Here is a 20108-nt window from a genome sequence, read left to right on the forward strand (position 1 = left end):
CCCAGGTACATGAAAAGGGCCCAAGTTCGACTCAGGCCCTCCAGCGTTCCTAACGTCGAGGAGCATTAGGCGATCACAGGTTCTATGGTTACGTACTTTCTCCCGGCTCTGGTTTGGAAACGCACGGTACCTTCGGAAAGGGCAAAAAGTGTATCGTCCTTTCCCTTTCCCACGTTTACCCCGGGATGGATCCTAGTGCCCCTCTGCCGGACGATGATACTGCCGGCGGAGACAACTTGCCCGTCGCCACGCTTAACGCCAAGCCTCTTGCTGATGCTATCCCTGCCGTTAGTGCTACTCCCCTGTCCCTTTTTATGAGCGAAAATTTGAAGATCCAAAGTCCTCATCCACTTCCACCTCCATGTACTTTACGTAGGAAGGATAATTTCTTTCCACCGATCTCAGCATTTCCACGACCGCGTCCGCCAGGACGCTGATCCTTGGATCGTCGTGACTTTGCCAGGAAAGGCTCATGAAACCCCGTTCCTTGTCAACCCTCGATGAAACTCTTTTCATTCGCAGTACCTCGACAAGTCCCGTCTCCAGGGTCTGCGCCAACGTCGAAAGGGCCGCGCATACAATGTCGCTGCCGCTTTCGGCATAGCCTGTATGGCCCTCCATTTCAATTCCGCAAAGGACCCCTTCCTTCCAGAAGGACCTTATCTCGGTCATTTCAAGCTTATAATATTATGGATTCAATCCTAACCGAGGAAAAAAGCTGCCTGTGACCCATGGTCTTCCGGGAAGGCCTGGATTTGTTCTTATACTTGAAGACCGTTATTTTTTTCGCCCTCCCCTGTTCCAGGATTCTAGCCTTGACGACGGCCCCGGGTACGACCGGTTCGCCTAGTGAAACTCCCCTGTCAGTGGCTACGAGGAGAACCCTCGGGAACTCGACCTCATCGCCCTCGGACGCATCGATTTTCTCGATCCTTATGGTATCTCCCGGAGAAACCCGGTATTGCTTCCCCCCTGTCTCGATAACAGCGTACATTATTCCTACCCCTCCTCACGCCGATGACGCGGGTGGCCCCTAAGGCTCTTGATACCCGTCCCGAGCGAAAATAGAAAAGGGCCCGGGGCATAAGAATCTCGCCCCGCCTTTTCGTCGGTCAGCTTGACCAAATAAGAATTATAACATAAAAAAACTTTAAGGGGTCAATCCAATTGTTGACGATTCGCTTCCAGCAGCGACCTCGCAAGGCCCGCGGCCTCCGGGTCGTCGGGGTCGCCCGCCAGCATTCGTGCGAGCTCCCTTTCCCTCTGTCTCCCGTCGACCTCGAGTACCCTGCTTACATCCCCGTCCCTTTCGACCCGGAAGTGCTGGTCGGCCAAGGAAGCGATCGAGGCTTCATGGGTAATGAGAATCACCTGGCACCGTCTCGACAGGTCCCTGAGGGTTTGCCCCGCGAGAAAAGCCGAGCGGCCGCCCAGGCCCGCCTCGACTTCATCGAATACCAGGGTCTGGGGAAGCATGTCATCTGAAGCTGCCGCTTGGAGGGCCAGCAATATCCTGCTGAGCTCTCCCCCCGAGGCGATCTTGGAAACCGGCCCCTGGAGGAATTTGCCATCGGTAAGGTAAAAAGAGATGCTGTCGGCCCCGCTCTGCCTGACCTTTTCCAGCGGCTGCAGGGAAACACCGAACCGGAGACCTTCCATGGCCAGGCTCTCGAGGGAGGCGTTGACGGCCTCCACGAGCCTCTCGGCAGCATCCTTCCTGGTTTCCCTGAGAGAAAGGGCCAGCGTGGATACCTCTTTTTTCAGGGCGGCGGATTTTTCCTGCAGCTCGGCCAGGATTTCGCGGCTCTCCCTGAGCCATTCCAACTCCGAACGCACCGTTTCGGCGAAATCCGCAAGGTCTTCGGCATTATCCACCTTCGCGAATCTCATCAACTTTTTCATAGTTCCCAGCCTTTTCTCCAGTTTTTCCTGTTCCTGCTGGAGGGATTGCTCCCTTTCGATGGAGACTACCCCTTTCAGGCCGTTCTCTATCTCCTGGATGGAAGACAAAAGCCTCTCAATGCTCTCCTCGCATTCGGGGATATCGTCCAGGCTCTGCCTGGCCTCGTGGCAAAACTGCTCGATCGCCGAAGAAAGCCCCTCGCCGGAACTGCCGCCTGTCATCCTGTCATGGATAAGCCTCAGGCGATTCTGTTTCACCAGGAGTTCTGAAACCCGGTTCATATCGGTTTCCCATTCAGACTCGCACCCCGGCCTGATGTCCATTCGCCTGAATCTATCGAGAAAGGCTTCACCCTCCTGGTACTTTGACTCGATCTCCCTTCTCCGGCGGGTGATCTCCAAGAGGTCCCTTTCATTACTGAGAGCCAGGGAAACCGCCTGGGAAAGGTTGGACCTGATATCCCGGAGTGGATCGCCGCCGCTGTTGTCCAGCAGTTCAGCCTGTTGATCCGGTTCCAGCAGTTCAAGCTGGGCAAACTGGCTCTGGATGGCAATCACCTTTGAGAGAGCTCCGGAAAGGATGTTCAGGGGCACGGGTTTTTCCTGGAGGTAGGTCTTGGCCCTTCCGGCCGATGAAACCACCCGTTTAACAAGGATAAAACCTTCCTGGGGCTGAAGATCATCGGGCAGCGATGCCAGGGGAGCGTCCATCTCCAGGGCGGCCGTGACCTCGGCTTCATCGACGCCGGCCCTGATGATCGAGGCTTGCGCCCTCTTGCCGCTGACAAGTTCAAGAGCTCTGACCAGGCTGCTCTTCCCGGCCCCGCTCTCCCCGGTTATGACGATAAAACTCCCCTTGAAGTGAAGGGAGGCCTCCCTTATACCCCCTACATTGGTCACCATTAGTTCTGATAGCATGGGATCACTCCTCGGGGATGCAGGGTGTTCTATGTCCCCATTGGAATTTTTCCTGCAGAAGGGTAAAGAATTCGTTCTCCGGGAGGGTGATGATCCCGATCTTCCTGTCCTGGTCGAGGGAAATGGAGATGCGATCCCCGGGAAGCAGTTCGTACCCCAATTGACCGTCCTGGGTCAGCATGATTTCCCTGTGCTGCCCTGCCGGGGTAATGGTCACGGTGTCGGATTCGCTGAGCACGATCGGCCTCGAATAGAGCGTGTGGGCGCATATCGGGGTAAGGATCATGCAGGACAGGTGGGGGGGTACAATGGGTCCTCCGGCGGAAAGGGAATAGGCCGTAGATCCCGTGGGGGTCGAGATGATTATTCCGTCGGCGTGCAGGATGCTTAGCGCTCTCCCACTGACCGCTATATCAAGGGCGATCACCCTCGCGAAGGGGCCCTTGGTCACAACGAGATCGTTAAGGGCGTACACTTCGTGCTTGTGCCTTTTTCCCCTGGAGACGACACCGTGCAGAAGGGGCCTGTGGTTTATTGAGTACTCCCCCGCCATGATCTTCTCCAGGTCCTTTTCCGCGTTTTCTATCTTGCCACAGGATAAAAAACCGAGACGGCCGACGTTGATCCCGTAGAGGGGGATCTCGTAACCTATAACGTAACGGGCCGCCCGGAGGAATGTGCCGTCGCCTCCGAGGACGATGGCCGCGTGGACCCTCTCTTTCCATTCTTGGTCCGAGGTTTCCTGTTCTCCGAGGACATGGGACTCGTGGGGAGGGAGGGCAAAAGTTACGTTGCGCCTTCTGCCCCACCGAAGGATGCTCTCGGCCAGGGTAAGGGCCGTGCGCTTCTGGGTATTTACCAAAAGTCCCAGGGTTTCTATCATTATAAATTTCCTCCTCCTGAAACCTTTTTATCCCTGCCTTCTACAAGTTCGCGGTGCGCCTTTTCCACCAGGTCCTCGAGGTAGAAGTTGTCGAGGCTGGTCAGGGGGATCCCCTCTTTCCTGAGGTGGAACAGGAACTCAATATTTCCGCTGGGTCCTAGTATGGGAGAAAAGTCGGCGCCCATCAAGACCATCTCTTCCATGCCGAAGATGTCATTCTTTAAGGATAGCAGGACGTCCCTGTGAATCGCTCTATCCCTTATGACTCCCTTCTTGCCCGCCGCGCCTTTGCCGGCCTCGAACTGGGGCTTGATCAGTACGATGCAATCGCCTTTCGGCGACAGCAATCTTTCCACGGCCGGCAAGATCTTGGTGACGGAGATGAAAGAGACGTCCATGGTAGCTAACTCGGGAACGTCTTCCAGGTCGCCGGGTTTGAGGTACCTGGCGTTGGTCCTTTCCATGACGACCACCCTATCGTCCTTTCGCAGACGCCATGCCAGCTGTCCGTAGCCGACATCGACGCAATACACCCTTTTCGCCCCGCGATCCAGGAGCACATCGGTGAACCCCCCTGATGAGGCCCCGATATCCAGGCATGATTTCCCCTTGGGGTCTATGTGAAAGACGTCCAGGGCCTTTAGGAGCTTGTGAGCCCCCCGGCTGACCCACTTTAATTTTCCGTCTATTTCGATGAGGGAGTCGGGGGATACTTTTGTACCGGGCTTGAGGACCTTCTCCCCGTTCACCCTGACCATCCCTGCCAATAGAAGGGACTGGGCCCGGTTCCTGCTCTCCACGATTCCCCTCCTGACCATCTCCTGGTCCAGCCTTTCATCTTTTCTTGAAGATTTCATGAACTTTTAGCACCTCTTCAGGGACAAGGCCGCAATGATCCCACAGTTCGCGGACCGTCCCATGGGGAATGAAGCGGTCGGGGATCCCCAGGCGTGATACGCTGGAGTTTATCCCCTCCCGGTTCGCCAGGGAAGAGATTTTCTCCCCGATGCCACCTTCGATATTTGCGTCTTCCAGCACAATGGCAAAGGGGTGTGAACCAAGAGCCTCCGTTATGGTGTCAATATCCAGGGGTTTCAAAAAGCGCAGATCATAGACGGAAGGCGGCTCCATGCCCCTTTTCCGGGCTTCCTCGTAGACCGAGACAGCGAGCGGAACCATCGCGCCATAGGAAAAAAGGCACCACCCGGTTCCTTCGAGGATCCTTTCAGCACGGCCCCATTCCTGCCGAGGGGAGCGTTCATCGCGGCCTATAGATGCCGGTGCGGCACCCCTCGATACCCTGATCGCCAGGGGAGAACCGACCTTCAAGGCCTCCCCGTAGATCCATTTCAGGTCCACCCTGTCCCGAGGGGCCATTACGCCCAGGTTTGGGACCGCTCTCGTCCAGGGAAGATCCAGGACTCCGTGGTGAGTCTCGCCATCTTCGCCGACCAGCCCCGCGCGGTCTATGGCCAGGATGACGGGGAGGTTCTGCATGCAGATGTCATGGACCAGTTGATCCATGGCCCTCTGCAGGAAGGTGGAGTATATGGAGACCACGGGCAAAAGCCCTGCCATGGCCATTCCCGCGGCGAAGGTCAGCAGGTGGCCCTCGGCGATCCCCACATCGAAAAAACGATCCGGGTATTTTTCGGAGAAGCGGCTCAGCTTGCTGCCTTCCTTCATGGCCGCTGTGAGGAGGACCACCCTCGGGTCCGAGTCGGCCAGCTCCTCGATGCACGCAGCCGAGGCTTCGCTCCAGCTTTCATGGGAAGCCCGGACCGGAATCCGGTTTGAAAGACCCGGTGATACACCGTGATATTTTTCCGAGTCCTCCTCGGCGGGTTTGAAACCCTTTCCTTTCGTGGATAAAAGGTGCACCAGGAGCGGGTATCCATAACCTTTTGCCATGGTAAAGATCTTTTCCATTTCCTGGATATCGTGGCCGTCAAAGGGTCCCCAGTAGCTTATGCCCAGGTCCTCGAAAATGTTGGGCGGAAGTAGGAATCGCTTGATGGTCTGCTTGAACCTATCAAGCAGGAATTCAAGTTTTTTCCCCTCGGGGACCTTGTGGCAGAAGTACTTGAGGAACCTTTTGAACTGCCTGTACATGGGGTTCACGCTTAAAGCAGCGAGGTGGCTTGCCATCCCCCCAACCCTTTTGCTAATGGACATCTGGTTGTCGTTCAGGATGAAAATGACGGGCGTGTCGAGTTCATGGACGTGGTTGAGGGCCTCGAGGGCGAGTCCGTTGATAAGGGAACCGTCACCGATTACCGCCACCACGTGGTGGTTCTGGTCCAGGAGGTCCCTCGCCTTCGCCTGTCCCAGCGCGGCGGAAAGTGATTTACTGCTGTGTCCCCCATTGAAGTGGTCGAAGGGGCTTTCCTTCGGGTCGGGAAAACCCGATATTCCCTTCCACTTGCGGAGCGTTTCAAACCGCTCCTTCCTGCCGGTGAGAATCTTGTAAGCGTAGGCCTGGTGCCCAACGTCGAATATAATCCTGTCCTTCGAGGGATCGAAGGCCCTGAGAAGAGCGATATTGAGCTCGACGGCCCCCAGCGAGGACGCGAGATGTCCGCCGTTGGTCTCGACCGTTTTTATGATCATCTCCCTGATTTCTTGCGCCAGGTGATCCAGTTCGGGGTAGTCGAGGTCCTTCAAGTCCCTGTAGTCCACCAGTGATTTCAACAATTCCTTCTTCCCTCTTGACCGTCTCAGAAAAAGGTGCTAGCGGTCTCTTTCCGCAAGGATCTCGATAAATCTTCCCAAAGCGGCCACGTCTCTATCGATAGCTGAAAGGGCTTTTTGAGCCTTGGCTATTTCCAGCCTGGCCAGCCTTCTTGCCTCTTCGAGGCCGAAAACGCTCACAAAGGTGACCTTCCCCTGGTCGTCGTCCTTTCCGGGTGTTTTCCCGGTCTTCAAGGCATCGCCCGTGACATCGATAATGTCGTCCACTATTTGGAAAGCCATACCCAGGTGGTTCCCAAAACCGGCGAAGAGAGACCTCTCGTGCTGGCTGGCACCACCGAGGATCACCCCTGTCTGGAGGCAGGCGCTCAGAAGGACGGCCGTCTTGGACCTCGCGACGATCCAGGGGTGGTCCTGCTCTGGACTGGCGCTCAATGGATCCGTATCGAGGACCTGGCCGCCGCATATTCCGAAGGGCCCCGTGGCATCGAGAAGCACGCCCAACGCTTCCAGGATGAAAAGGTGAAGGAAGGCTCCTCCTGCCAGGAGCCCTCCACGGGCGTATTCAAAGGCCCAGACGAAGAGAGCATCCCCTGCCAATAGCGCCAGGGGTTCGCCGAAAACCGCGTGATTTGATGGTTTCCCCCTCCTCAGGGCGGCATTGTCCATCTCGGGGAGATCGTCGTGGATGAGGGAGGCGGTATGGACCATTTCGCAAGCCAACGCCATCGGGAGAAGATCCACCCGGGAGGCTCCGCAGGCTTCTCCGGCCAGGATGCAAAGCAGGGGCCTGATTCTTTTCCCTCCCGCCATAAGCGAGTAGGTCATAGAATCCCACAACCTGCGGGGAATGCCGTCGGGCTTCTCTTCACAAAGGTCGACAAGGGCTTTTTCTATGAACAACCTGCCTTCGGTGATTTTGTCGTCAAGGTTTTCTATTTCGGAAGGCGGTTTAATCGGCATCGGCCGGTTCATCCTCGGAAAGGGGATCCCACTCCCTCCCCTCCCCCTCTTCTTGATCAGCCGCGAGAAGAGTGATCTTCTGTTGGGCCTCTTCCAGGTACTTTCTGCAGGAATTGACGATACGGACTCCTCTTTCGATTAGCTCCAGGGAATCCTCGAGTGGAATTTGACCCGAATCCAGTCTTGCCACGATCTCCTGAAGCTCGGCCATGTCTTTCGTGAAGGACATCGCAAGATCACTCCTTTCGGAAGGGATTCTCCCTGAACGGGACAATGATACAATGAAACATCATTCTTGCGCTCCCCGATCCAACCATGGTACAATGTTCGCCGTTTGCGCGACGTGCTGGGACAGGAGGAATGAAAATGGCCAATTTCTGCGATTGTTGCGGAAGAGGCCGGGGAACCGGCAACAAGGTCAGTCACTCAAATCGTCACTCCAGGAGGACCTGGGGGATCAACCTTCAGACCGTAAAGGTCGACCTCGGCGGTGACGAATCGCGGAGGATGAAGATCTGTACCAAGTGCCTCCGCTCGGGAAGGGTCAGAAGGGCTGTCTAGGTACGGCCCTTCTGCTCGCAACCGGCAAATTTCGGAGTCGCCCAATAGACGCCGAGCCAACCCGAGGTAAGACTCACCAGCACGGCATTCCCGGCGATATTGCTTATCGCGAAGGGTTTCCTCAGGAAAAGGTCCCCCTCCCCGATCTGCCATTTTGTACCTGTCATCCTGATTCCATGGCATTTTTCAGAGAGCGCCAGCGTTGAGAACACGCCCCCTCGTTCCAGTCCGGAAAGGCGAAGCGATTCCCCGCCTTTAAGGATGAAGAAGGCTTCCGATTCGTCGGCCATGCAACGCACCTTCATCCCCCATTCCTCTTCCGCCCAGATAAGGGAATAAATGTTGGCGAAGAGGTGATCGAACCGTCCTCCGAAAGATCCCGTCAGTATGGCTGAACATTTCGTGGTTTCGGAAGGGTCTCTCCATGCTCCTCCCGCCTCCTTCAGAGCCAACTGCAGATCGGTAAGATCCTTTTCGGGCGAGAAAAGGAGGGAAGGAATCCCTTTGAACAGGGACCATTGCCTGGCCTCCTTCGAGACGCTGTCGCCGTCGCCGATGAAAAGGGAGGGCGTTATGCCGGCCTCCATGCAACTGTCGAGCCCGCGGTCCACCGCCCATACATCCCTGTCCTTGCAAAGTTCATTCATCCAGGAGGACTCGGACAACCTGCCTCCTGCAACGATCACCATCGAAGGAGGTGCAAAGGGGGGCTCATAAAGGGCCTCGAGTTGGGGAAGAGAAAAGTATCCCATCCGATCCATGCCCCGTCAAAGGTCCTTGATGCAGGCTTCGAGCATCTGCCTGGCTTCTTCCTCGTCGACGAGTATATCCCTCGGTTTCGATCCTTCCTGGGGACCCACTATGCCCACCTGTTCCAGGGTATCGATCAGCCTGGCCGCCCTGGTAAAGCCTACCCTCAACTGGCGCTGCAGCCTGCTGGCTGAGGCTATCCCGCTCTGCAGTATGAGGTCCATGGCGTCCTGGAGGAGCGGGTCGTCAAGATGCGCCTTTCCTCCGTTTGTATCACCCGCGTTTTCCATATCGATGTCGAAAAAGACGGGGTCGCCGAATAGGGTCGAAAGATAATCCATGAAACGCACCATCACGGGTTCGTCCATCCAGGGAGACTGGATCCTGAGCGGTTTTGGAAGCCTGGGAGTGAGGAAGAGCATGTCGCCGCTGCCAAGGAGCCTTTCGGCGCCAGAAATGTCGATGATGGTCCTCGAGTCCGTCTGGGACGGGAGGGTAAAGGCCACCCTCGCGGGAATGTTGGCCTTGATGAGGCCGGTCACAACATTCACGGAGGGCCTCTGGGTGGCGATTATCAGGTGAATACCGGTAGCCCTCGCCATCTGGGCCAGCCTGCAGATGTAATCCTCCACCTCCCGGGGAGACGTGAACATCAGGTCGGCGAGTTCGTCGATGACGATGATGATGTAGGGGAGCCTGTTCAGGGGAAGCGCCCTCGCGTTGAAGGTCCTGATGTTCCGGACCCTGGCCTGGGCAAATAATTCGTACCGCCTCTCCATCTCCCTGATCGTCCAACCCAGCGCGTGCACCGCCTGCCTGGACTCGACGACGGGCGGGGTTATGTTGTGGGGCAGCCGGTCAAAGATCTTCATCTCGACCCTCTTGGGGTCGATCAGCAAGAAACGGAGCTCCTCGGGCTTCTTGCGACAGGCCAGGGCGGCGATGCAGCATGAGACGAAAACGCTCTTCCCGGAGCCGGTCGTCCCGGCAATCAGCAGGTGGGGCATTTTTTCCAGGCCGATGGTCAGATGGCGGCCGTCTACGCCCACCCCGACTGGTATAGCGAGGTCACAGTCGGCCTCCTGGAAGGATGGATGATCCAGGACGGTCCTGATGTTCACCGGTTTCCTGTCGGGGTTCGGGACCTCGATGCCGATAAAAGTCTTACCAGGTATAGGCGCCTCGATCCTCAGGCTGGGAACGGCCAGGGAAACGGCCAGGTCGTTGGCAAGGCTTGAAACCCTGCTGACCTTGATACCCGGCGCGAGCTGGATCCTATACTGGATGACCGTGGGCCCTACCACCGTCTCGGCCAGTTCGGCCGCGATGCCGAATTCGTCCAGGGTTTCAATGATATTCTCGCCCTGTCCGGCGAGAAGCGACTTGTCGAGGTTGAAGGAAAAATCATCGGACGGGCCAAAGATTTCCAGCGGAACCGGAAAAGAAAGGGCCTCTTCCGAAGGCACTTTCGAAAAGGCGCCGACCTGATCCGCGGGTGCCTCGTCCACGATGGTATCGGGGATATCGATCTTTCCGGGGGGTGCAGTGGTGCGGGCCTCCGGCTTTTTTGATCCGGGTCTTGAGCCGGCTCGGCTTGTGCTCCTCGCCGGCTCCTCCGGTGCAGAGCCGGCCTTCGCGGCTTCATTTCGCTGCGGGGGCAGGAGAATATTACGGAAAGTCCGGAAGAGGCCGGAGAGGAAGGAAACAACCTTCATCATGCTTTTCCTGTTGATGATCCCGTAAAGCGTCAAAGCCGTCGCTATACCGCCGAATCCCCCCAGGACGGTACCGAGAGGGCCAACGCGCCTGAGAAGTACTCCGGCCATAAAAGACCCGACCTCGCCGGGTCGTAGAAGCGCCATTGCCGGTTCAATGCCGCTGAGGGCGGAAAGACCGAGCAGAAGAGCGCAGCACAGGTAAAGAACCAATGAGGCCATGGTCTGCCTCAAGGGGAGAGGTACGGGGTATCCGAAAATCCGGGAGGTCAGAAAATAAGCACCGAAGACGAGCAGGACGATAATTCCTCCGCCAAAAAGCTCCAGGGTCCAGAAATGGATAACCTGGCCAAATTCTCCGGTCCTGAAGAGGAAAAGGGTGGCCAGAAGGTACAAATCGACCAGCAGGAAGGTGAAAACGGCCATGGTCATCCATGGCTGCTTCCTGGTCTCCTTTCCATCCAGGCTTTTCGTATCGGCCTTGTCCCGGGCTTTGGGTTTTCTCCTGGTGACTTTCATGTTAGGTTTCGCTGCCTCCCACTACCAATTTCCTGATACGTAACGTCGGCTGGCCATCGGTGACAGGGACCTGCTGCCCCGACTTCCCGCATACTCCCGATTCAAAATGAAGATCATCTCCTACAGCGTCGATATCCCTTAAAACCTCCGGGCCGTTCCCGGTGAGGATCGCGTTCCTGACGGGGTATGACCTTTTCCCCTTCTCGACAAGATATCCCTCGGTGACGTGAAACACGAAATCTCCCGATGTGGGGTTGACCTCGCCGCCTCCCATTTTCATCACCAGGAGTCCTCTCTCTACATCGGAAAGGATCTCCTCGGGGTTTCCGTCACCCTTCATTATAAAGGTATTGGACATCCTTGGGATTGGGGGGTGCCTGAAGGATGATCTTCTTCCGTTCCCCGTGAGCGGGAAATACCCCTGCCTCGAGGAGAGCAAATCCGTGAGGAAGGAGACAAGGACGCCGTTTTTAATAAGAACCGACCTCCTGGAAGGGGTCCCCTCATCGTCAAAGGGGTAACTCCCGTAAAGCCCGAAAAGGGTCGGATCATCGACAAGGGTGACCAGGGGCGATGCCACCTGCCTTTCCAGGGAACCCTTGAAGGAGGAATAGTCCTTGAGCACAATATCCGCTTCAAGGCTGTGACCACAGGCTTCATGAACCATGGTCCCGCCGGCGGTGCCGGCAAGAACGACGGGCATCACCGCTGCCGGGCAGGGTTTGGCCTCCGAGAGAAGCAGCGCTCTTCTGAAGGCTTCTCGGGCCATTTCTTCCAAATCTATGGTTCGGAGGAATTCGCCCTGGGGGAGGCTGAACGCCTTTGCCTCTCTCCCGGAGAAAAGGGAACCCTTGGACTCGACAACGACATTGACCGAGAATCGGGTGGAAAAGGCCGTTCTTCGGCACAAGGGGTTCGCACTCCCGGCGATGGCCACTTCCCTGGCCCCGCTACCCCACGCGAAAGAGACCTGCCGAACCATGGACGACAATTTTCTCGTCCTCCTGTCCAGTTCGCGAATCCTGTCAAAGGGCACCTTTTCACCGATTTCAGGAAGAGGAAGAAGCGGCCTGTCCCCCTTTGGGAGGGGCTTACCTCCGGAAAGACCGGCGCGCCTTTTTCCATCGGCCAGGGAAGAGGCCACCGAAGACAGGTCGGACCCCGATGCGTGGGTGAAGCAGGTTCTGTCCCCCATCACCAATCGAATCCCCGAACCCTCGGTGAGGGTGGAGGTAATCTCCTCGAATTTCCCGTCGTCCATGAGGCAGAGCCTGGCTATACTCCTCTGGATGAAGGCCTCTCCAAAGGAGGTCCCGGGCAGTGAGAGGGCGTCGGCAATATCAAACAGTCTGTCCATTTCTCCGGGGGGCCTCCTTCTGGCTCTCGACGGTTTACCGACGCGATGACTCGAAAGCTTTTCTGGAACGCCTGATCGCCTCGGAGTGCTCGGAAAAGGTCCTGCTGAAAAGGTGCGATCCGTCGGGCATGGCCACGTAGAAAAGGAAGGGTTCTTCCCCGGGTTCCAGGGAAGCCAGCCAGGACCCCTCGGAGGGAGAGCATATCGGAGCCGGGGGAAGGCCGGCGTGAAGGTACGTATTGTAGGGGGAGTCAATTTCGAGATCCCGGTATAGGACCCTTTTCAGCTCCACGCCTCTCAAGGACCAGGCATAGACGATGGTGGCGTCTATCTGGAGTTTCATGCCGGCCGCGGATCGGTTCCTGATCACTCCCGCGATCAGGAACCCTTCCTGTGGATGCTTCGCTTCCCTTTCTACCAGGGAGGCTACAATAGCCTTTTCCAGGAGGAAAGCGGCCTCGGACCCTGTGTCGGGGATCCGTTTTCCAACCTTTTTCATCCAGAGCGCCGAAGCGGCCATGACCAGTTCCTCCACATTGCCTTCGCCGGGGGTCACGTTGTAGGTTTCGGGCAAGAGGAAGGCGATCCTCGACCGTGGTTCTCCAGGCAGGAAGGGCCGAATTTCCGTCGGGAAAAGTTCGTCTTTGCCGAGGGCGCCTTGGAAGGCCTCCCCTAGCCTGGCGACCAGTGTTTCAAAGGTCTCCCCCGGGTAAAGGGTTATTCCGGAAACCTCCGGTTCCGCCAGGGCCATCTGCCTGGCGATCTCCCAGGGCGAACCCCGACGGATACGGTATAGCCCAGGCCTTAACCTTCGGTCGATGCCGACCTTGGCGAACCATCGGGTCAGTTCGCCCGGCCGGTCCGTGAGGCCGGCGGCGGCGAAGACACGGGAAACCGACCCTGCATCCATCCCGGGGCGGATGAGGATCTCCAGGGGTTCCCCGCTGCCCATCGGGATGTCACTGACCAGCCGTTGTGGCAGGCATTGAACAAGGGCCACGAAAAAGGTCAGCGAGACCACGAGAAGCATGAGGTGAAAGGCTTTGCCGAGCAAGGAACTTGAAGTGGAACCGGCATTCCTCATTTCAGCGGGGAAGCTTTGAATTTACAACTGCCAAGACCTTTTCAACGGCAGCCTCCAGCTCCCCGAGTTCCGCTTCGACGCGATGGAGCCCGTCCTGAACGAAAGATTCGTCCTCGATGGAGGCCAGGTTGATCTTCACGTTCATAGCCGCGCCCCTAGCGGCGGCATCGGCCAAGAGTGCCGATACTCCGGCGTCGGTAATGGCGTTGGGGTTGCCCTTTTCTGCGACGACAAGACTATTGGCGACCAGTTCCTTGGCAAGCTCGAGCGTTTGCAGCGGCACGAGCGTAGATCGCTTCAACGCTTCCTGCATGGAGTCTTTTCGCCTGGCCTTCTCCTGCTCATTGTCCTTCGGCAGGGAAAGGGCCTTCATGAAAAGGTCGTAGGCTTCGCTGTCCTTCATGGCTAGATCGAGGAACTTCCCCGAAAGAATCTTTCCTTTTTCCACGGCCTGGATCATTTCCTCCTGGACCTTCTCGAAACGGGGGCGGCCGATGGTCAGGCTAGCCACCATCTGGGTGAGGCGGGAAGCGATCGAGGCGCACAGGGCGGAAGCCGACCCTCCTCCGGGCGTCGGGCTTGAGGAACCGAGATCTTCGAGAAATTCGTTGATAGAGAGGGATGAAATATCCTTCACCGGCAAAACCTCCATTCGTCCGATCTTTGTGCCACGCACTCTCCTCTTTTGTAAACGGAGAAAACGGGAGAAGTTCCACTATTATAAGCCATAATGGCAGGAGTCTCTCCCTCTAGAACTACGAAATCTGCCATTTTGTTCTCTTCAAGGCTACCGCAAAAATTATCGAGCTCAATGGCCTTGGCACCGTTGAGCGTACATCCTGCCAGGGCTTCTTCAACCGTCATCCCCATGTTCATGACGGCCAGGCTGAAGACGAAGGGCATTGACTGGGTAAAGGATGACCCTGGGTTGCAGTCCGTAGCGAGAGCCACCGTCAGGCCGAGTTCAAGCATTTTCCTGGCATCGGCGTAGGGTTTTCGAAGGCTGAAGGCCGTGGCAGGAAGCAGGACGGCAATCACCCCCGCCGAACCCATTTTGGCCAGATTTTCTTCCCCGGCGGCGAGAAGATGCTCCGCCGAGACGGCGCCAAGTTCCGCCGCCAGCGCGGCGCCGCCCGTGTCGACTACCTCGTCGGCATGAATCTTCAACTTCATGCCCTGTTCCCTGGCAGCCTCCAGGATCCTTCTGCTCTGCGGCACGGAAAAGACGCCCTCTTCACAGAAGACGTCACAAAAAGGAGGATCGCACGCGGCGGATACGGCCGGAATCATCTCGTTGACCAAGAGATCGACGAAACCTTCCGGGTCGGCCCTGAATTCGGAAGGTATGGCATGGGCTCCCATGAAGGTCGGTACAACTGTTAAGGGAGTCTCTCTCCCGACCCTTTCTATAAGCCTGAGCATTCTCGTTTCCGAGGCCGTGTCCAGTCCATAGCCGCTCTTGATCTCGACGGTGGTGGTTCCATGGGAGAGGGCCGTGAAGGCGTTCTCCTTGGTCCTCTTCAGGACCTCCTCGTCGCTGGCGCTTCTCAGCGAGCGGACCGAAGAAAGAATACCACCGCCCGAACCGAGTATCTCCATGTAGGACACACCGGAGAGGCGCTGGGCGAACTCCTTTTCCCTCAGTTCCGAAAAACACATGTGGGTGTGTGGATCTACGAACCCGGGAACAACGCATCTCCCGTGGAGGTCGATCTCCTGCTCTATCATGGCTGGTTCGAGGTCGCGCAAGACATCCTCTTCGGAACCCACTTTTTCTATAAAGCCGTTCTTGGTCAGTATGGCTCCCCTTTCCCAGGATACGACCCTGTTCTCATTGACGAGGGGTGTAAAGATCCGGGATCCACGGAAAAGCTTAATCGTCATGATGGCTCACCGGCCATCTCGAGGAGCCTGAGCTCGATAATCTGCTCGGGATCAAAATCAGCCACCTGGAGGTAACGGGCGGCGCTCTGGTAGATCGCGGAGGCAGGGACCATGCCGTAGATCTCGGTTTCGACGACGGGGACACCCCACCTGGAGGCCTCCATCCTGACCAGTTCGAGGACCCTGTAAAGGGGATCTTTTTCATGATCCACTATGTTAACACTCACCTGGACCATCCCCTTGTCCTCAAGGGCGAGTCCTATGGCCTTGACGTGGGCCAGGCCTCCCCCGGAGAACCTGATGGCTTTGGCTATCTCCTTGGCGATCTCTATCCTCGTGGTACCCAGGTTGACGTTGAAGGCGACCAGGAATTTCCTGGCCCCCACCACCGTGGCCCCCGCCGAGGGATGCAACTGGGCCTGTCCGATATCGGGAAGCCTGTCAGGTTCCTTTATGGCCTTCTTCAACGCCTCGAACTGTCCTTTTCGGATATTCTCGAGGTTCTTCCTTTCCGGTCTCGTGGCGGCCTCCTCGTAGAAGTAGACCGGGACCTCGTACTTCTCGTTCAGGCGTTGGCCGAACTCCCGGGCTATGTCGACGCACTCCTCCATGGTGACGCCCTTCAGCGGCGTAAAGGGGACCACATCGAGGGCTCCGATCCTGGGATGAGCGCCGGAATGGGTGTTCATATCAATGAGCGAAAAGGCAACTCCGGCCGATGCCATGAGAGCATCGGCTATTGCCCCGGGGTCGCCGGCAAGGCTGACAACGAGCCTGTTGTGGTTTTCGTCGGCCCTGTGATCAAGCAGGCTGAAGCCCTTCCCGTTGCGGAAGGGTTCCACGATCTTGTCTATTACTTCCTTTCTTCTTCCCTCGCTGAAGTTAGGAACGCATTCCACTATCCTCATGATATTCCTCCCTAATGCAGGTCCCCCTTGGGGGTCCCCTGTCTTTTTTTACTCGGAAGGGTTATTCCAATTCCCCGGTGATATCCTCCACGGCCTTGAGGTAGCAGCGGTCCTCCATCCCTTTTATTATCGTGTCTATCAGGGGATAGAGGATTTCATCCTTTTCCAGGTAGGGCACTTCCTCCCTGAGTTTTCCATAGGCTGCCCTCGAACCGACGCCGGGCATCAACGGTTTGGAAAAATCCAGTCCCTGGGCGGCGAGGAGCATTTCTATGGCGAGTACTCTCCTGACATTCTCGAGGATTTCCAGACCCTTCCTGGCCGAGTACATTCCCATCGAGACATGATCCTCCTGGTTCGCCGAGGTCGGAATCGAGTCCACCGATGACGGATGGGCCAACACCTTGTTCTCCGATACCAAGGCCGCCGCGACATATTGGGGGATCATGAATCCGCTGTTGATACCGCTATGTTCCACAAGGAAAGGCGGAAGTCCCGAAAGTTTTCCGTCCACCAGCCTGGCAGCCCTTCTCTCGGAAATATCACCTATCTCGGCTATCGCGATGCCGAAAAAGTCCATCGCGAGGGCCATGGGCTGACCATGAAAGTTGCCGCAGCTGACCGCTTCGCCCTCGGCCGGGAAGATCAGCGGGTTGTCCGTGACGGAATTGATCTCGATCTGAATAACATTCTGGACATATTGAAGGGCGTCGCGGCTCGCCCCGTGGACTTGGGGGATGCAGCGAAGCGAATAGGCGTCCTGGACCCTATCGTTCCCGTATTTTTCCATGATCTCGCTATCTTTTGTAAGGGTTCTTACGTTCTTGGCCACCTTGATCTGTCCCTGGTGGGGCCTCAGCTCGTGGGTCCTGTGATCGAAAGCGAAGGGAACGCCATGGAGCGCTTCCAGGGACATGGCCCCTATGATATCGGCCATTTTTACCAGGCCAAGGGCTTCCCACAACGCAATGGACGCGACCCCGGTCATGCCGGCCGTACCATTGTTCATGGCGAGCCCTTCCTTGGGTCCCAGCACTATCGGCTCCAGCCCCGTAGCTCTCAGGGCTTCCGAGGTTTTCATCCTCTTCCCTTGGTAAAACACCTCGCCAAGACCGAGGAGCGCAATGCCCAAGTGTGACAATGGGCATAGGTCGCCGCTGGCACCGACGGAGCCCTTGCAGGGAATTACGGGGTGTATTCCGATGTTCAGAAAATCCACGAGCCTGGAAAGGGTCTGAAGACTGATGCCGGAAAAACCTCTTATCAGGGAGTTGATCCTGAGCAGTATTATGGCCCGCACGATCTCTTCAGGGAAGGGGTCACCCACCCCGGAGGCGTGGCTTGACATGAGGTTTGCCTGGAGTTGCTCGCTCTGTTCCGGCGGAATGAACTGGATGGAAAGGTCTCCGAAACCAGTGGTAACACCGTAGATGATCCTGCCTTCCTTGGCCCAGGTTCGGACCATGCCGGATCCTCTCTCCACAAAGGCTACAGCGGAGCGGTCGAGGGTCACCTTTCTTCCATCCCGGGCCACGCTGATGATATCCTCGAGCCTCAACGAGTGACCGTTCAACTCTATTGCCGAAGATCTCATAAAGGACCACCCCCGTAGTTATGTCAAAAACCATTTCGCACACAGATTATAGCGTAAATCACAACTTGACAATACCCGTGGGGGTTTTACACCGAGGGCATGTACCGTCCACCATGAGGTGGACCACCGCCTCACCGGGGTGATCTCTTTCAATGAGGACTTCGCCGCAGGCGGGACAATAGGTGTTTTCCCTCAACGAGAGGTTTCCGGCGTAGACATAATCCAGCGACTCTGCGGCTATCTCCTCCCTCGTCTCGATGTCGGACAGGGGTGAAGGCGGCCGATCCCAACGATAGGCCGGAAAATACCTCGAGATGTGAAGCGGTATAAGCTTTGAAACGCCGGCAATCCACTGGACCATCCTTTTGAACTCTTCGAGGGAATCGTTGATCCCGGGCACGACCAGGTGGGTTATCTCCAGGTGGACCGACCTTTCGACGGCGGTCGTTATCGTGCGCAGTACCGGATCAAGGGTGCCCTCGATCCTGGAGTAGGACAGGTCGGAAAAGCCCTTCAGGTCCACGTTCATCGCGTCTACCCACGGGATGAGATCCCCCAGTGGTTTTTGACAGATGTAGCCGTTGGTGACGAGGACGACTCCAAGGCCTGCCTTTTTCAGCGCTCGGGATGCGTCATAGATGAACTCGTACCACACGGTGGGTTCGTTGTACGTGAAGGCCACCGACGGGGTGCCGCGCTCACGGGAAAGATGAGGGACCTCCCCTGGGGTGACCTCCGCAAGGCCGGCGAATGTCTGGAACCGCGAGAGATGACAGTTCTGACAATAGGGGCAGAAAAGATTACAACCCACCGTCCCGAGAGAGAGGATCCTGCTTCCGGGTTTCCAGTGATAGAGGGGTTTTTTTTCGATAGGATCCACGGCGGCACAGGCCAGCCCGTAATTCAGGGTTACAAGCTTCCCGTCGACATTCTTCCTGACACCACAGGCTCCGATATTCCCCGGTGGAATGAGACACTCCCTGGGACAAAGAAGGCAATGGACTTTATCTCCTGAGGTTGTCCAGAAGAGAGCGGGCCTTTCCACGATTTAACCGCTCCGTTCCGCAGGATCTTCTGAAAAACGGCTTACCTTGAACCGGGAGAGGACAACCCTCTCTCCCATCCCAATCCCGGCTTTCCTCATGGCGATGGAAATCTGCTGTTCTACGGTATCCACGCCTTCCAAGTCCGGCAAGAGGACTCCTTTTCTCCCTCCCCTTTCGACGATCACCCCGTAAATTGAAGGGTCCAGGTCGGAGAGGTCTTCGATCAAGGCAGGTTCATCCAGGATATCCAGCGAGATGCGGCATTGGGCCATCTCTTCGGCCTCGAGGGGGGAAAACCTTGGGTCTTCCGACGCTGCCGCCCTGGCGTTGGAGACGATCTCCTCCCAAAGGTTGTCCCGCACCGGGCGGATTGTGCCTATACAGCCCCTCAACTCTCCCAGGGGCGCCTTTTTTATGGATACGAAGCATCCCCGCTTTATGGTCATTTCCGGCTTCGTGGAGTATTCGCGGGCATCGATATAAAAAAAAGGATCAAGCCTCGATGCCGTCAACTGCACGGCTCTTTTCGCCAGGAGGACATAGGGGTGCGGTTCAGCGGTCCTAACCTCAGGATACCCCATCAGGACTCCTCCCCGGAACATATCAAAAACGCGGAGGCATAGCCAACGCCGAAGGGGGCTTCGTAGGACAGGAACCTGATCTCCTCTCCCAGCGAAAGACCGATAAGGGCGAGGACCGACCGAAGCCCGCACTCGCCCGCGTTTCGAATGACCGCCTCGGCGAGGTTGAAAATCGGATCCGGTGACGACTCCCGAAGTGCTTCCACGATCGTTCGGTCGAGCAACTGCCCATCGGGGTGAAAACCCGAAGGAGCATCCCTGGTCAGCCTGTGGGAAAGGTCCCCGCTCGCGAGAAGCCCCCATTTCTTTTCAGAGGGGTACCGCCTGAGGAGCCTCCCCAGTTCGTAAGCCTGCCTGTAGTCCAACGTGACGGGATTGACAAGGATCATCGGAGGGATCAGGTCCAGGACCGGGCGCAGCAAGTGGAGCGATACCACTGCAGCGTAATCGAGGTCATGATCGGTGGGGCTGTAGATCTTGGAAGGAAAGGAGGTAGAAAGGAACTCGAAAAGCGCTTCGCCCTCTTCCCCGGCACCCGGGAGAGACAGGGATATGGACCGGGCTCCGAATTCGCCAAGGTCTCCCAGGAATCTCCCGGCATTCACAAAGGTCAGCGTCCTGTCGGTAGCGGCGTGAGGGTCAAGGACCAGGAGGAAATCGGGGGCAAGTTTTTTAAGGCTGTCGCCCAGGGATTTCAAACCCTTAAGTGTTTTCCCGGCCTGGGCTCCGGACCTGGCCGCTACTTCCGGAAC

Annotated in this window: 21 protein-coding genes; 1 reads left to right on the plus strand and 20 read right to left on the minus strand. The window is 57.0% G+C overall.

The features are described 5' to 3' along the window. Positions 1 to 65 precede the first annotated feature (65 nt). The 9 genes from rpmA to xseB form a co-directional block, all read right to left on the minus strand. Positions 66 to 347: a 50S ribosomal protein L27 gene (gene rpmA, locus GX108_04745; protein NLO56346.1), complete on the minus strand. Its 282-nt coding sequence runs from the start codon at positions 345 to 347 to the stop codon at positions 66 to 68. Then, entirely contained in the window at positions 313 to 672 is a 360-nt protein-coding gene (locus GX108_04750; protein ID NLO56347.1) for a ribosomal-processing cysteine protease Prp, read from the minus strand. The genes rpmA and GX108_04750 overlap by 35 nt, the downstream gene beginning before the upstream one ends. A 7-nt stretch (positions 673 to 679) precedes the next feature. Next, a complete protein-coding gene (gene rplU / locus GX108_04755) occupies positions 680 to 994 on the minus strand; it encodes a 50S ribosomal protein L21 (GenBank protein NLO56348.1) in 315 nt (104 codons plus the stop codon). Between the two features lie 164 nt (positions 995 to 1158). Beyond that, complete coding sequence (locus tag GX108_04760; GenBank protein ID NLO56349.1) at positions 1159 to 2820, minus strand: AAA family ATPase; 1662 nt, start codon at positions 2818 to 2820, stop codon at positions 1159 to 1161. Positions 2821 to 2824: 4 nt separating this feature from the next. After that, positions 2825 to 3703, minus strand: a complete 879-nt coding sequence (locus GX108_04765) for an NAD(+)/NADH kinase (protein ID NLO56350.1) — start codon at positions 3701 to 3703, stop codon at positions 2825 to 2827. Then, positions 3703 to 4560, minus strand: a complete 858-nt coding sequence (locus GX108_04770) for a TlyA family RNA methyltransferase (GenBank protein NLO56351.1) — start codon at positions 4558 to 4560, stop codon at positions 3703 to 3705. The genes GX108_04765 and GX108_04770 overlap by 1 nt, the downstream gene beginning before the upstream one ends. Further along, on the minus strand, positions 4538 to 6397 hold the full coding sequence (locus GX108_04775; protein NLO56352.1) for a 1-deoxy-D-xylulose-5-phosphate synthase: 1860 nt from the start codon (positions 6395 to 6397) through the stop codon (positions 4538 to 4540). Before GX108_04775 ends, GX108_04770 begins: the two co-directional genes overlap by 23 nt. Before the next feature lie 36 nt (positions 6398 to 6433). Next, positions 6434 to 7357 carry a polyprenyl synthetase family protein gene (locus GX108_04780; GenBank protein ID NLO56353.1) on the minus strand — a complete coding sequence of 308 codons (924 nt, stop codon included), beginning with the start codon at positions 7355 to 7357 and terminating at the stop codon, positions 6434 to 6436. Further along, positions 7347 to 7586 (minus strand): exodeoxyribonuclease VII small subunit, encoded by a 240-nt coding sequence (gene xseB, locus GX108_04785; protein ID NLO56354.1) that lies wholly within the window; start codon positions 7584 to 7586, stop codon positions 7347 to 7349. Before xseB ends, GX108_04780 begins: the two co-directional genes overlap by 11 nt. A 137-nt stretch (positions 7587 to 7723) precedes the next feature. Between xseB and GX108_04790 the strand changes: the two genes are divergently transcribed. Next, entirely contained in the window at positions 7724 to 7918 is a 195-nt protein-coding gene (locus GX108_04790) for a 50S ribosomal protein L28 (protein NLO56355.1), read from the plus strand. Here GX108_04790 and GX108_04795 read toward each other — a convergent pair. From GX108_04795 to GX108_04845, 11 genes are all read right to left on the minus strand, one after another. Then, complete coding sequence (locus GX108_04795; protein NLO56356.1) at positions 7915 to 8670, minus strand: thiamine diphosphokinase; 756 nt, start codon at positions 8668 to 8670, stop codon at positions 7915 to 7917. The genes GX108_04790 and GX108_04795 overlap by 4 nt on opposite strands. A 15-nt stretch (positions 8671 to 8685) precedes the next feature. Beyond that, complete coding sequence (locus tag GX108_04800) at positions 8686 to 10902, minus strand: DNA translocase FtsK (GenBank protein NLO56357.1); 2217 nt, start codon at positions 10900 to 10902, stop codon at positions 8686 to 8688. Between the two features lies 1 nt (position 10903). Further along, the gene (locus GX108_04805) at positions 10904 to 12259 is read right to left on the minus strand and encodes a TldD/PmbA family protein (GenBank protein NLO56358.1); all 1356 of its coding nucleotides are present in this window, start codon (positions 12257 to 12259) and stop codon (positions 10904 to 10906) included. A gap of 34 nt (positions 12260 to 12293) precedes the next feature. After that, positions 12294 to 13343, minus strand: a complete 1050-nt coding sequence (mltG, locus tag GX108_04810; GenBank protein ID NLO56359.1) for an endolytic transglycosylase MltG — start codon at positions 13341 to 13343, stop codon at positions 12294 to 12296. Between the two features lies 1 nt (position 13344). Beyond that, positions 13345 to 13980 (minus strand): cyclodeaminase/cyclohydrolase family protein, encoded by a 636-nt coding sequence (locus tag GX108_04815; protein ID NLO56360.1) that lies wholly within the window; start codon positions 13978 to 13980, stop codon positions 13345 to 13347. Then, positions 13977 to 15227: an imidazolonepropionase gene (locus GX108_04820; GenBank protein NLO56361.1), complete on the minus strand. Its 1251-nt coding sequence runs from the start codon at positions 15225 to 15227 to the stop codon at positions 13977 to 13979. Before GX108_04820 ends, GX108_04815 begins: the two co-directional genes overlap by 4 nt. After that, on the minus strand, positions 15224 to 16138 hold the full coding sequence (ftcD, locus tag GX108_04825) for a glutamate formimidoyltransferase (protein NLO56362.1): 915 nt from the start codon (positions 16136 to 16138) through the stop codon (positions 15224 to 15226). The genes GX108_04820 and ftcD overlap by 4 nt, the downstream gene beginning before the upstream one ends. A 58-nt stretch (positions 16139 to 16196) precedes the next feature. Next, positions 16197 to 17729: a histidine ammonia-lyase gene (hutH, locus tag GX108_04830; GenBank protein ID NLO56363.1), complete on the minus strand. Its 1533-nt coding sequence runs from the start codon at positions 17727 to 17729 to the stop codon at positions 16197 to 16199. Between the two features lie 58 nt (positions 17730 to 17787). Next, the gene (gene amrS, locus GX108_04835; GenBank protein NLO56364.1) at positions 17788 to 18777 is read right to left on the minus strand and encodes an AmmeMemoRadiSam system radical SAM enzyme; all 990 of its coding nucleotides are present in this window, start codon (positions 18775 to 18777) and stop codon (positions 17788 to 17790) included. Then, positions 18778 to 19356 (minus strand): AmmeMemoRadiSam system protein A, encoded by a 579-nt coding sequence (amrA, locus tag GX108_04840; GenBank protein ID NLO56365.1) that lies wholly within the window; start codon positions 19354 to 19356, stop codon positions 18778 to 18780. Then, on the minus strand, positions 19356 to 20108 hold a 753-nt coding region (locus GX108_04845), incomplete at its 5' end, for a hypothetical protein (GenBank protein NLO56366.1). The genes GX108_04845 and amrA, both read right to left, overlap by 1 nt.

The sequence above is a fragment of the Thermovirga sp. genome, from assembly GCA_012523215.1.
In the GTDB taxonomy this organism is placed as follows: domain Bacteria; phylum Synergistota; class Synergistia; order Synergistales; family Thermovirgaceae; genus 58-81.

What these genes read in the sequence shown, in the direction of transcription:
- GX108_04780 (NLO56353.1), bottom strand. Translation starts at nt 7,357, where the DNA reads ATGCCGATTAAACCGCCTTCCGAAATAGAAAACCTTGACGACAAAATC.
- mltG (NLO56359.1), bottom strand. Translation starts at nt 13,343, where the DNA reads ATGAGGAATGCCGGTTCCACTTCAAGTTCCTTGCTCGGCAAAGCCTTT.
- GX108_04760 (NLO56349.1), bottom strand. Translation starts at nt 2,820, where the DNA reads ATGCTATCAGAACTAATGGTGACCAATGTAGGGGGTATAAGGGAGGCC.
- GX108_04795 (NLO56356.1), bottom strand. Translation starts at nt 8,670, where the DNA reads ATGGGATACTTTTCTCTTCCCCAACTCGAGGCCCTTTATGAGCCCCCC.
- GX108_04770 (NLO56351.1), bottom strand. Translation starts at nt 4,560, where the DNA reads ATGAAATCTTCAAGAAAAGATGAAAGGCTGGACCAGGAGATGGTCAGG.
- amrA (NLO56365.1), bottom strand. Translation starts at nt 19,356, where the DNA reads ATGGGGTATCCTGAGGTTAGGACCGCTGAACCGCACCCCTATGTCCTC.
- GX108_04820 (NLO56361.1), bottom strand. Translation starts at nt 15,227, where the DNA reads ATGACGATTAAGCTTTTCCGTGGATCCCGGATCTTTACACCCCTCGTC.
- rpmA (NLO56346.1), bottom strand. Translation starts at nt 347, where the DNA reads ATGAGGACTTTGGATCTTCAAATTTTCGCTCATAAAAAGGGACAGGGG.
- GX108_04765 (NLO56350.1), bottom strand. Translation starts at nt 3,703, where the DNA reads ATGATAGAAACCCTGGGACTTTTGGTAAATACCCAGAAGCGCACGGCC.
- GX108_04790 (NLO56355.1), top strand. Translation starts at nt 7,724, where the DNA reads ATGGCCAATTTCTGCGATTGTTGCGGAAGAGGCCGGGGAACCGGCAAC.
- GX108_04750 (NLO56347.1), bottom strand. Translation starts at nt 672, where the DNA reads ATGACCGAGATAAGGTCCTTCTGGAAGGAAGGGGTCCTTTGCGGAATT.
- hutH (NLO56363.1), bottom strand. Translation starts at nt 17,729, where the DNA reads ATGAGATCTTCGGCAATAGAGTTGAACGGTCACTCGTTGAGGCTCGAG.
- xseB (NLO56354.1), bottom strand. Translation starts at nt 7,586, where the DNA reads ATGTCCTTCACGAAAGACATGGCCGAGCTTCAGGAGATCGTGGCAAGA.
- rplU (NLO56348.1), bottom strand. Translation starts at nt 994, where the DNA reads ATGTACGCTGTTATCGAGACAGGGGGGAAGCAATACCGGGTTTCTCCG.
- GX108_04805 (NLO56358.1), bottom strand. Translation starts at nt 12,259, where the DNA reads ATGGACAGACTGTTTGATATTGCCGACGCCCTCTCACTGCCCGGGACC.
- GX108_04800 (NLO56357.1), bottom strand. Translation starts at nt 10,902, where the DNA reads ATGAAAGTCACCAGGAGAAAACCCAAAGCCCGGGACAAGGCCGATACG.